This window comes from Paracoccus gahaiensis (assembly GCF_005048225.1).
Lineage (GTDB): Bacteria > Pseudomonadota > Alphaproteobacteria > Rhodobacterales > Rhodobacteraceae > Paracoccus > Paracoccus gahaiensis.
This window is the reverse complement of sequence record NZ_SUNI01000043.1, coordinates 1-12,212: the sequence shown is the minus strand read 5'-3', so window position 1 is coordinate 12,212 and position 12,212 is coordinate 1. Positions and strand designations below refer to the sequence as shown.

The window sequence follows — 12,212 nt, the reverse complement described above, 5'->3', positions numbered from 1 at the left end:
TGAGGGCGGCAACCAGACCGACCCTGTATTTGCTATGGAAGAGACCACTTCTTGACGGCGGAGCCCGCTTGGGCAAACATCTTCAGGGCATCCGGTCGCTCGGATGCCCCGTGATCTGATGCCCTAAACGGCGATTTGTTCCCGAGCTAGGACGTTGTCAGTCAGCACAGTGTGCAGTCGGTAAGGAACGGCAGCGATCAGGTCGCGCAAGAACTGAGCGGCGGCCATTTTCCCCGCCTTTTCGACGAGCTGGGTGAAGGCAAACTTGCTTGTCCGGTCGATGCCGACGAACAGATAGAGCTTGCCTTCAGAGGTCTGCACCTCTGCGATGTCGATATGGAAGTAGCCGATGGGATATCGTTTGAAGCGCTGCCGCTTCGGCTTGTCGCCCTCCACATCAGGAAGCCGGGAGATACCATGGCGCTGCAGGCACCGATGCAATGCAGAGCGCGTCAGATGAGGGATCGTCGGTTGCAGCGCGTAAAGGCAGTCGTCCAGCGGCAGCAATGTGTGCCGCCTAAAGGCGACGATCATCGCCTCCTCAGCCTCACCCAAGACCGTTGATCGCGGCTCCTTCGGCCCGGTCTTGAGATCCTCGACAGTCTGGCGCTTGCGCCACTTTGCTACCGTCTTTGGGTTGATCCCAAGCTCCCGGCTCAGCGTTGCGAGCGAAGCTTGCGATCGTTGTATGCAGTTCTGACGGCGTGCGTGGTCGTGGCGCTCCCGTGACGAACTTGGCCCATAGTGCTTCCCTCCATTCCTGAGAAAGGATCGCACCATCAAAACCTGGGATCAAACACCTAGACAAAATAGTAGGTAATGTGTATATAATTAAGCCTCATAATGCACCTTTTAGCATTTTTAAAATAATAGGGAACTATGCATGCGGGACGATTTGGTTAATAAAGACTTTTTCTCAAAAGGAAACGAGGACGAAGAACTAATTAAAGACTTAAAATATGAAATTTATTTAAATAAAAATGCGATAATTTTCACAATATCATTGATTTGCGCATTTATTATCGCAGTGATTTTCTTATATATTTTATTAAATAAAAAAATGTAAGCTGCCTTAAGATTCGGGTGTTTAAACGTGCAGAGACTTAAAGGCAATCTTTGCGCCGCAGAAGGGTGCTCAAGGACGTATAAAGCTAGAGGCATGTGCTTAAAGCATTATGAGCAATGGCGTCGGTCAATAAAAGGAAGTCTCCCAAAAAATGCGTTTAAATCGGCGTCGAGATCATATCTCGAAGATGTAGTTCTCAAATGGAATAAAAATGAGTGCTTAATTTGGCCATTTGAAATTAACAAAAGTAAGTATGCCGTAATTTCGGTGCTAAGAAAATCAAAGTATGCTCATAGAATGATATGCGAAATAATACACGGGAAGCCCCCGACAGTGAAATCGCAGGCGTTGCATACATGCGGAAATAAAGAGGGGGGATGCGTAAACCCAAACCACATTAAGTGGATTGAGCCGAGTAATTCGATGCGATCTGGAAATAAGCGGATAGAAAAAATTGGAGAAGCCCATCATAATTCTAAACTTTCGAACAGCGATGTTCTTGAAATTTACAAATGCAAAAATAAGGTTTCTGCCACTAAGCTTGCTGATCACTATGGCGTTTCAGCTTCAGCGGTATACATGATATGGACACGAAGAAACTATAAGTCAATTACGAAAAAATTAACTATACTTATTTAATTTAAATTATGCAAAAAGAGAATTTTATTTTCAATAAAATATAGGCTACGATTGGCTAAAAATCTGTGTATTTAACTCGGCCTATGCTTATGCAATTTCCAGATACGGTCGGAGTTAGGTGTTCGGTCCCGACATGGTGGACTTCAAAACCGGGCGCAACTTTGCGGCTTGGTTGGGCCTTGTACCTCGGCAACATTCTTCCGGAAGCAAGGAGCGCCTTGGTCGCATGACCAAGGCTGGTCAGGCCGATATCCGACGCCTGTTGATCATCGGCGCAATGTCGCGACTGAACTGGCTTGGACAGCGCACCATTGTAGAGGGTAGCTGGCTATCACGCATGTTGATGCGCAAACCCAAGATGCTGGTCGCGATCGCGCTCGCCAATAAGATGGCCCGCCAGATCTGGGCGATGCTGACAAAGAATAAAGATTACAGAGATCCGGCAATGGCGGTCTTGGCATGATGCTCATGTCGAACCGCTAGGGCCGGTGCCGAGGGGAGTGTGAGAAGACGACGACCTGAATGGGCAAAATGATCGAACAGATCTGGATTGGGAAAACCAGTTAGTCGCTACGAGCATTGAGCTCGAAAGTCAGATTTGGACCCAATCTGCTGATCACCATCCCGGCCCGCGGCTTCTGGAAACGCCGCATCATGAAGTCTCACAGAAGTTCGCACTCGATCACACGCTAATAGGGTCAAAAGCTTCTTGCACTACGGGCGGCAACCACAGAAGCGACTACACCGGCGCTGCGGCTCTGCTGGGTAACCTGCCGAAGGCCGAATGGCTACTGGCGGATCGGGGATATGACGCTGACTGGCTGCGAGAAGCATCGGATGACAAGGGGATACAGGCCTGCATCCCTGGCCGGAAGTCCCGCAAAAAGCCTGTGAAATACGATACGCGCCGCTACAAAAGGCGTAACCGCATCGAGATCATGTTCGGTCGCCTGAAGGACTGGAGACGGGTGGCCACACGTTACGACAGGTGTCCGGAGACATACCTCTCCGCCATCGCACTGGCTGCGACTGTCTTGTTCTGGCTGTGAAACTCAATGATTCTGGAACCTAGTGTAGAGCATGCTTCGCAGTGGCTCGCACCCCTGTCTTACTGACGTACTCGAGGGTGATTTCTTCGCATTACTCAATCGCTTTTGCATCCGATGTGTCGTTTTTTTACTTTTTTTACGAGGGGCTCACAAAGTTCCCGCCAGATGAGCGGCGCGAATTTGGTAACGATCTTTGGACATTTTGTGGTTCCTCTCCGTTTCAACGTTCTCTGCCGCGATCGCGATCGCGACCTTGCCCGCGCTCCGGCGCGCTATCACGCCCGCGCCCAAGAATGTCATTCTGCTGCCCCTGATCAGGGCCCTCACCGCCACGGGCAGTGTTGCGCTCTACCGCTGCCGCATGACGTTCTTGCCCGGTCTCGCGATGGCGCCCGAGGATGGCATTGCGCCGATTGCGATCCGGATCATCCGGCGCCACCCGCTCACGGCGGACATCATGCTCAGCTTGCTCCCGGGGCGCACTATGCCGCCCCAACACCGCCGCCCGGCGCGCGGCATCGTCCAGCCCGTCGCGCCCCTTGGTCACGTCGCGCCCGTCGCGCGTCTCAATCTCGTCGCGCCGACCACGCACCTCGGTCTCGCCACGCCCGTCCCGCGCCTGCGGTCTCTCGGCCTCACCCATGATCCTCTCCCTGATCCGTGTCATGGCGCTCTCGGCGCGCTGCCAGAGCTGATCGAGCTGCGCGCGGGCTGCGGACACGAAGGCCCGCCCCCGCGCCATCAGCTCCAGCCGCAACTCCAGCTGCCGCCCGCCCAGCTCGGCGCGCTCCGTATTGCGCGCCTGCGCGGCGCGGAACGCATCCCCGCGCTCGGTCGGCATGCCGCGCTTTTCCATGGCATGCGCGGCCGGGCCGATCTTGGGCTGCGGCTCGCGGTCCAGCGCCACCACCGCCCGCTCCCGATCCTCGGCCTGGTCGTCTCGCCCGGCGCTCCGCGCCCGGTTGGCCTGCTGCTGGGCCTCGTCGCGCTGCACCGGCAGCGAGCGGTGGTCGATCCGCTCCGACCGCCCTGCCCGCTCCAGCGCCGCATTGGCGTCGCGCGCCCAGGCCTCCCGCCAGCCCAGCAGCAGATCCGGCGCATTCCAGTCCCGGGCCTTCTTGCCAAAGCCCTCCCCGGTCAGCTCCCGCAGGGTGAGCATGATATGGGCATGCGGCTGACCCTGGCCGTCCCGGGCCTTGCCCTCGTGAACCGCGATATCGGCGATCATCCCGCGATCTACGAAGGCCTGCTGCACGAACCCGCGCAAGAGCTCCAGACGGGCGCCGCGGTCCAGCTCACGCGGCAGCGCCACCTCAATCTCCCGGGCCAGCTGCGCGTCCTTGCGCTTCTCCACCGCTTCCACCGCGTTCCACAGCTGGTCGCGGTCCCGCATCCACTCTGGGGCGCTCGAAGGCGCCAGGATCTCGGCATGTACCACGCCGCCCTTGCGGCTGTAGTCATGCGCCAGATCCTGACGGGCGTCGTGCAGCCGTCCGCCGGAGCGGTAGGCGGCCGCCGCCACCGAGGACCGCCCCCCGGCCCGGCTGATCACCTTTGCACTCAGATGGTAGATCGCCACGGGAAACGCCTCACTGCAGACAGGGTCCAGCGCCTGTTGCGCTGGTCGGGAGTTCGAGGGCAAGGCCCTCGTCAGGCGGCAACGCCGCCTTGGGGGAGCCGTCCGGCGCGGGGGCTTGCCCCCATGAGGACGCGCACGTTGTCGAAGACAATGTATAAGCGCGCATTTAGATCTACTCAACCCTTTTAACACACGCTAAGGTTGCCGAATTAAACCTACAGGTTGCCAATGCCCAAACCCCGCCTACCCACGGACCCGCCCGGTGAGATGTCCACCGCCCGGCCCGCCGATCCGATCACCCGGAAGGCTCAGCTCGACGCCCGGCTCCAGGCCCTGTCCGCCCGCACCGAGCTGCAGACCCGCAAGGACCACGACCGCCTCACCTGGATCCTCGGTCGCATGGTTGTCGAACAGATGACCCACGACCCGGCTCTGCAGGCCTGGGTCCGCAGCGACCTGCCCCGCCACCTCACCCCCCGCGATCAGGACCGTGGGCTCTGGCAGATCTTGTTTCCCGACGACGCGAAGGATTGATCATGAACTTTGTTCTCGAAGCCCGCCATTGGGCCATTATCGCCACGGCCATTATCGCCGCCACAGCGGCCGCCATTGTCGGCCCCCGCCTGCTGGCCATCTATCCGATGACCCTTTGGGTCTTCCCGCTCTTTGCCGCTGCGACCATCCTCGACACCCTGGGCAGCACCGCAGAGCGCCACAGAGCCCCTCTGAAGGCCTTGGCCTGGATCTGCTTGGCCGGAGCCGCCGCAACCGCCTTCCTGCCCCTCTCAGGCGCTCTGAGCGACCTGCAGGCCACCTTTGCCAGCTGGCGGTCCGAAGGGTGGTCGGTCCTGCGCGCCGCCTGGCAGAGCCTCCGCCGGCTGGAGTATTATTCCGCGGCCCATCAGCAGGCCATGACCGTCTCCCTCGGCCTTGGGCTCGGGGCCGTAGCCCTCGCTCTGCTCAAGCCCCTCATGGCGGTGGTCAATCCCCGCATCGGCCGCAACCGCAAATCTCGCACCGGCCCCTGGCAGGCCGGCTGGATGTCGCCCCGCGACATCGCCCGTCTGGCTCGCAACAAGACCGGCCTGCCCCTCGCCCTGCACAAGGGCAGGCTACTGCGCTACCTCAAGGACGATGCCGGGGGATGGCGCGGTGGCCACCATCTGGTGGTCTCCGGCACCCGGGGCGGCAAGGGCATCAGCGCAGTGATCCCGGCAATCATCGATCATCAGGGCCCGGTGGTGGTCCTCGACATCAAGGGCGAGAACTTCGCTGTGACCCGCCGCCACCGCGAAGCCCTCGGCCGCAAGGTGGCGGTGCTCAACCCGTTCGGGATCGTGGAGGAAGCTTGCGAGCAGTTTAACCCGCTCAATTACATCCGCCCCACCGAGCTGTCGCGCGACATCAGCGTGGTCGCCGACGGGCTGGTCAAACCCGAGCACGGCGACGGCGCCCATTTTGCGGAGATGGCCCGCCAGCTGGTCGGGGCCGCCATCGAGGTGGTGGTCACCCAGGAGGATCCGCAGCGCCGCAATCTCATCGCCGTGGCCGATCTGCTGCTCGGCGCGGATCTCGATGCCACCCTCCAGGCCTGGGCGGAGAACCCCGATCTGGTCGGCCACCGCCCGGCCCAGACGGCGGCGACCATTCTGCGCGCCGGCGACCGCGAGCGCGGCTCGATCCAGACCGCGGTGTCCAAAGCTTTCGAGTGGATGCAATCGGACAACATGCGCCACTTTCTCCAGCGCTCCAGTTTCCGCATGAACGACCTGCTCGACGACAGGCTGGATCTATTCATCGTCGTGCCGCTCGATCAGGTCGACAAGCAGGCGGTGTTCATGCGGCTGTTCGTCAATCTGGTGCTGGGCACGGTGGTCCGTCAGGATGGCCGGCGCAAGGTCAGCGCCCCGGTCCTGGCGGTGCTCGATGAGTTTGTGCGCATGGGCCGCATGGAGCAGATCCTCAACATCGCCAATGTCGCCGCAGGCCAGGGTGTCGAGGCGTTGTTCGTGACCCAAGACATCGGCCAAGTCGCCAAAGCCTATGGCCGCGAGGATGCCGGATCCATCTTCTCGTCCTGCATCACCCGGCGGATCTTCAACATCAACGACATCGAGACCGCCGAATGGACTGCCCGCCATTTGGGCGAAAACACCGTCTATTCTCAGCAGATCCGCGAGGGTAAGGCTGCCAATGAAGGTCGGGATCTGTCCTACTCCGAGCAGCGCCAGAAGCTCATGACCCCCGAGCAGATCCTCGGCATGAAGGCCGATGAGCTGCTCCTCATGGTTGGAAACCGCAGCCCCCTCAGGACAAAACAGAACATCTATTTCAAGACCAAAAGCTACAACGGCAAATGGGATCAGAACCCGTTGAACTGAACACGAGCCAATTAAGCGCTCCAGGCTCCAGACGCATTGATTTCACACCCTTTCCTTGATTCAGGTTTAGTAAGAAGAACTGATTTACGAGTAATTTGTTTTGGCTGACTGAAGCGCAGATGGCGCGCCTTTCGATGTCGTCTGTCAAATGATCTGACCTGATCTACTATGAGAATCTGGCTTGCATCATCATCAGGGTCTATATAATTATCCATTGACTAATTAAAAATAAAAACACAATATAAAAATCTCCACAAAATACTTATTCGCGTTTCTATCGATGTTATAAAGATAAACTGGAGTGCCGCCACTGAAGTGGTCCACCTATTGGGATAGAATTATCCCGTTTTCAGGAGGACGGCGAGATGGCTGGCAAGCGAGAAAAGCCCGAGGATATCGTGCTGAAGCTGCGACAAGTCGAAGTGCTGCAAGGGCAAGGCAGATTGGTTTCGGATGCTGTGCGGCAGATCGGTGTCACGGTCCAGACCTATTATCGGTGGCGCAAGGAGTATGGCGGGATGAGCCGTGATCAACTCAAACGCCTGAAGGAACTGGAGGCTGAGAATACCCGGCTCAGACGTGCCGTGTCAGATCTGACGCTGGACAAGATGATCTTGGCCGAGGCTGCACGGGGAAACTACTGAGCCCTTCCCGCCGCAGGCGGTGCATCGACCATGTGCGACAATCCCTCAGCGTATCTGAGCGTAGGGTTTGCCGCACATTGGGTCAGCATCGCTCGACGCAGCGCAAGGTGCCCTGTGGTCTGCCGGACGAAGCCCGGCTGACCGAGGACATCACCGCGTTGGCCGAAGAGTTTGGCCGCTATGGGTATCGCATGATCACCGGGCTGCTGAACAACAGCGGCTGGCATGTAAATCACAAGCGGGTTGAACGGATATGGCGGCAGGAAGGGCTGAAAGTGCCGCAAAAGCAACCGAAGAAGGGCCGACTTTGGCTGAATGATGGTTCCTGCGGCCGGAGCGCCCGAACCATGTCTGGTCCTATGACTTTGTCCAAGACCGAACCCACGACGGGCGGATCTTCCGCACGCTGAATATCATCGACGAGTTCACGAAGGAGGCGCTGGTGATCCGCGTCAAGCGCAGGCTTAATTCAACGGATGTGGTCGACGCATTGACGGATCTGTTTATGTCTCACGCGGTCTACCGGAATATATCAGGTCAGATAATGGCGCGGAGTTTATTGCCAAGAAGGTGCGCGCCTGGATCAGGGTAATGGGCGCAAAAACTGCATTCATCACCCCAGGTTCACCGTGGGAAAATGGATATTGCGAGAGCTTCAACGCCCGTTTTTGGGATGAGCTGCTTAATGGCGAGGTTTTCACTACCTTGCGCGAGGCCCAGATCCTGATCGAACGCTGGCGGCGTCACTACAACACGGTCAGGCCGCACAGCGCTTTGGGATATCGGCCGCCAGCGCCCAAGAGCATCGTCCCGATAGACTAAAGACCTGCTCTGCTTCCTGAAAACTGGACCGTTTGAAACTGGACTTTTTGGTTAACCTTCCCTGGCTGGGAGAGGAGCTGAGAACGATGAAGGCATCGAGGTTCACGGAGGCGCAGAAGGCGTTTGTCCTGAAGCAGGGCGAGGAAGGCACGCCGGTGGCCGAGGTCTGCCGCAAGGCGGGGATCAGCCAGGCGACCTACTTCAACTGGAAGAAGCGGTATGGCGGTTTGCTGCCTGACGAGATGCGCCGGCTGAAGGCGCTGGAAGACGAGAACAGCCGATTGAAGAAGATCGTGGCCGATCTGACTTTGGATCGGGAAATGCTGTAGGATATCATCCGCCGAAAGCTCTGAGGCCTGCCCGGACACGGGAACTGGTCGACGGAATGTTGGTGAACTGGGGCATATCGATCCGCCGGGCATGTGAGGCCCTGCGCTTCGACCCGTCGAGCTACCATTACAAATCCCGCCGAACCGGGCAGGCCGCATTGGAACTGAGGATCCGGGAGATTTGCGAAACACGGGTGCGCTACGGATATCGGCGTGTCCATGTCTTGCTGCGACGGGAAGGCTGGCAGGTGAACATCAAGAAGACGCGCAGGATTTACAATGAGTTGGGTCTGCAGCTCAGGAACAAAAATCCAAAACGTCGGGTGAAGGCCAAGCTGCGCGATGATCGCCAGGAGGCAGTCGGACCGAACGATGTCTGGGCTATGGATTTTGTTCATGACCAACTCGCCCTCGGCAATAAGCTGCGGATCCTAACGATCGTGGATACGCATTCCCGTTTCTGTCCAGCAGTCGACCCGCGCTTCGCTTACCGCGGTGAGGACGTGGTCCGGACACTGGAACGGGTCTGTGCCGAGGTCGGCTATCCCAGGACGATCCGAGTCGACCATGGCAGCGAATTTATCTCTCGCGATCTCGACCTATGGGCTTATGCCAACGACGTTACCCTGGACTTCTCACGCCCTGGAAAGCCTACTGACAATGGCTTTATCGAGGCGTTCAACAGCAAGCTCCGGTCCGAATGCCTGAATGCGCACTGGTTCATGAGCCTTGCGGACGCGCAGGAAAAACTGGAGACTTGGCGTAGGCACTACAACGAGGACCGACCTCATAGTGCGATCGGATATAACGTCCCGATCGCCCTGCATTATCCCGGCGGCGAAGCCAGCCCGTCGCCATGACCGAGCCGGAAAACTCCAGCATCCGGCGGTCCAAGGTTGGGGAGCAGCGCAGACCGACCATGCAATAACATTCAAACTGGACCACCCGTTGGGGGCACTCCAAAACCTCTTGTAACACTGCAAATGCATTTTTTGCGTTAGAGAACCGCTTTGTGTTATTTGGGACTTACATCGATTTTAGGACCAACGACATCTCGTTACTGTTCTTAATGTGACATTGCCCGCCAAGCCGTCTTTAAGCCGACGTCCTGTCTTGGCACTGCTATTAAAACGTAGAGAATCTTTCTGGAGAAAAAGACGAGCGGCTTTAGCGCCAGCCTGGCAATCCGGCCCGAGATGCCTGTCGTTTTGACAATTTTTGCCACTACAGGACCGACTTTCCAGTAAAATCGGATGAAGGCGCGACCGGACGGGTAACGAACCAATACGTCATCTCGAAATCTCCGCAATGTAACTACATCCGGATGAAGACTATTACCATACGCGGCGGTTGCGACGAAACATGACCCACCCGAGGATGCCTGCTGCGCTTGCTCATTGTCATCTTCTTCGTCAGGGCCTCCATCGTCATGATCAGGTATTTCTTCCGAATCGGGTACGAGTTCTGATGTTCCTGGAACAGGCTCGCCATCTACATAGCTAGTTGTGACGGTCTGCCCTTCTACTACTTCCTGAACTGAGACTGGCTGGGTTGTGTTCGCAAAGTTCTGAGTCAGAAACAGAGCGTCCTGCGTCCCGTTCTGCCCTTCTACTGACCCCACTGAAAGGCCAACCCCGACATATGCGACGTCGGGGTCGAGGATATTTTCTTGATGCGATGTGCTCTCCATCAGTGCGGAATGGAGCCAATCAACGTCAGTTTCGTTCGCTTGGCCGTTTAATCCCGTGTACGCGACATTCTCAGTAAGGTTCCATGAACCACCAGCAAGTGGAAAGTCAGCATCTTCGATTCTGTTAGTCGGAGCCGAACCATTTTTGCCAGTGTGCGAAATCGCCTGCTGGTCTGCCATCCAGTCAGAATGATCTTGCGCTGCACTATTAAGATGAACTTCTACGTGAACTGGATTCAGGCCGGCCTGTTCCCGTTCCACGTTGATTAGATCGACGACGTGAAGCTCGAGAGTGTTAGCGATTTCAGTTGCCATCTTTAACTCCATCTTCAATTGGAGAGAGGCGCAACCAGAACTCCAATGATGCAGGGGCCTACTGGTCAGGCACACTACCTCGATAGTAAATGAGTTTGGCATGGCTTCTTAGGTTTTGCCATAGCAGTGTCTGTTATCGGCAATGGTCCGCTGAATGACTGCAAGTATTCCCCTGCCTTCTCACTGCCATACTCTGCTGTCGATAGGCATAATGAGCATGGTTTATGCAATCAGTGGTTGTGGTTTACTTTTAGGGGACACACAGTACGTCCCCTAGTCCAGTGACCTTCTTTTCTTCATCTTTCTTCTTCTTCGTCAGGATCTAACATATTAACAAAAATAGAAAAAAAGAAGTCTACCCGTAGATATTGGGTGCAATTCCCGTAGAAAATGGGTCGGTTACTAACTCGAAGCCGTAGAAAACGGGTCGCAAGCCCGTAGAAAACGGGTCGGTATGCGTCAAAGCTAGCGTTTTGACCCCTTGGCCTATGCGGGCGACCCGAAAACTACGGGTTTGCGGCTTTCGTTTGACCCGTAAGACTTACCCGTAGTTTAAGGTGGAACGCGCAACTACGGTTTGGCATGGAAAACGACCCGAAAACTACGGTTTCAACGCTCGCCTTGCGGCCTTTTGGCGGCGAGATGCTTAAACCTGCGGAACTGGTAGAGGTCGACGGTGCCGAAAAGCTAACGCTGAATGCCCGCCGCGCTTTTAACCTGTTGCTTCACAATGCTCACGGCCCGGATATGGCGATCCCGCACAAGCGCTTCACCATTTCACTCACAGCCCTTAAATTTTCCCACTCGGGCAACGAACGCCTGGCGCAAGCGATCAAGTCCCTCATGCGGACTATTGTCACTGTTCGCTCGCCCGACCGGGTTGAGCTGGTGCCCCTCCTCGGCCGTACCACGATTGCGGATCGCAAGAACGACCGCGGCTATCTTACCTATGAGTTCGACCCTGTTTTGGTCGAGCTGCTGCGTGACAGCCAGATCTTCGCCAAATTGCAGCTAGACGTGGTTCATGCCGTGTCCAGCAAGTATGCCTTGGCGCTTTATGAAATCGTCGCCAAGCGCGCGCGGCTTTCGTATGTCCGTTCTGAGACTTTCGATATCGACCAGTTTCGCACGATGCTAGGTGTCGAAGCCGGGAAGTTGGGCACCTATTCCAACCTACTAAAATTCGCGATCCGGCCAGCCTTTGAAGAAGTGAACCGGTTAGCGGAATTCCATGCAGCGTTCGAACCAGTGAAGATTGGTCGCAAAGTTGGCGCGATCAAGATTGCATGGGCTATTAAGAACCCTGAGGCACAAAAGCTGGCATATGCTGAGCTTCATGGGGCCTCTGCTCTTCTGCCAAAGAACGAACATTTTTCAATTCCCGGCTTGTTGGAGTGATCGCTTGTAAATGCTGGATCGAATTTCCCCAGAAGTGCTGGCGCAAATTTCCCCACCCTTCGAGTTCGGCGATCAGCCGTTCAGTTGATGGGCGCCTCCGTTTTTCAGCGGCCGACCGCGGCGTTTGGGCGGCGGTGGCGGGGTAATGCTGGCGTGGGCGCGCGTGTGTTCCGGGATCAGGTCGGCATTGTTGCAGAACTCGGCATTGAAGCAGGGCTTCCCCTTACCCCGTTGATGCTCAGCCCAAGCGCTCGATCTCGGCAGTGCCGAGTGCGTTGAAGCGGTTCATGAACGCGATGC

Annotated in this window: 6 protein-coding genes and 4 pseudogenes; 7 read left to right on the top strand and 3 right to left on the bottom strand. The window is 56.8% G+C overall.

All coding sequences use genetic code 11. The annotated features are described in order from the left end of the window. Positions 1-153: 153 nt before the first annotated feature. Positions 154-743, bottom strand: a pseudogene (locus FA743_RS19370) (transposase family protein); the annotation flags it as partial. Positions 744-1,826: 1,083 nt separating this feature from the next. Here FA743_RS19370 and FA743_RS19365 point away from each other — a divergent pair. Both FA743_RS19365 and FA743_RS19360 read left to right on the top strand, forming a co-directional pair. Beyond that, positions 1,827-2,168, top strand: a pseudogene (locus FA743_RS19365) (transposase); the annotation flags it as partial. 229 nt (positions 2,169-2,397) lie between these two features. Beyond that, a complete protein-coding gene (locus tag FA743_RS19360) occupies positions 2,398-2,754 on the top strand; it encodes an IS5 family transposase (RefSeq protein ID WP_281281797.1) in 357 nt (118 codons plus the stop codon). A gap of 220 nt (positions 2,755-2,974) precedes the next feature. On the opposite strand, the gene mobQ is transcribed toward FA743_RS19360, so the two are convergent. Further along, positions 2,975-4,333 carry a MobQ family relaxase gene (mobQ, locus tag FA743_RS19355; RefSeq protein ID WP_136887707.1) on the bottom strand — a complete coding sequence of 453 codons (1,359 nt, stop codon included), beginning with the start codon at positions 4,331-4,333 and terminating at the stop codon, positions 2,975-2,977. A 267-nt stretch (positions 4,334-4,600) separates the two neighbouring features. Here mobQ and FA743_RS19350 point away from each other — a divergent pair, with 267 nt between their 5' ends. The 4 genes and pseudogenes from FA743_RS19350 (at position 4,601) to FA743_RS19335 (ending at position 9,369) form a co-directional block, all read left to right on the top strand. Continuing rightward, positions 4,601-4,867, top strand: a complete 267-nt coding sequence (locus FA743_RS19350) for a hypothetical protein (protein ID WP_136887706.1) — start codon at positions 4,601-4,603, stop codon at positions 4,865-4,867. Between the two features lie 2 nt (positions 4,868-4,869). Continuing rightward, a complete protein-coding gene (locus tag FA743_RS19345) occupies positions 4,870-6,714 on the top strand; it encodes a type IV secretory system conjugative DNA transfer family protein (protein ID WP_136887705.1) in 1,845 nt (614 codons plus the stop codon). A 365-nt stretch (positions 6,715-7,079) separates the two neighbouring features. Beyond that, positions 7,080-8,180 (top strand): annotated as a pseudogene (locus FA743_RS19340) (IS3 family transposase). A gap of 86 nt (positions 8,181-8,266) precedes the next feature. Continuing rightward, positions 8,267-9,369 (top strand): annotated as a pseudogene (locus FA743_RS19335) (IS3 family transposase). A 206-nt stretch (positions 9,370-9,575) separates the two neighbouring features. Here FA743_RS19335 and FA743_RS19330 read toward each other — a convergent pair. Then, positions 9,576-10,514 (bottom strand): CAP domain-containing protein, encoded by a 939-nt coding sequence (locus FA743_RS19330; protein ID WP_169308952.1) that lies wholly within the window; start codon positions 10,512-10,514, stop codon positions 9,576-9,578. 582 nt (positions 10,515-11,096) lie between these two features. On the opposite strand from FA743_RS19330, the gene FA743_RS19325 reads away from it, so the two are divergent. Next, positions 11,097-11,912 carry a replication initiation protein gene (locus FA743_RS19325; RefSeq protein WP_136887703.1) on the top strand — a complete coding sequence of 272 codons (816 nt, stop codon included), beginning with the start codon at positions 11,097-11,099 and terminating at the stop codon, positions 11,910-11,912. Positions 11,913-12,212: the final 300 nt, after the last annotated feature.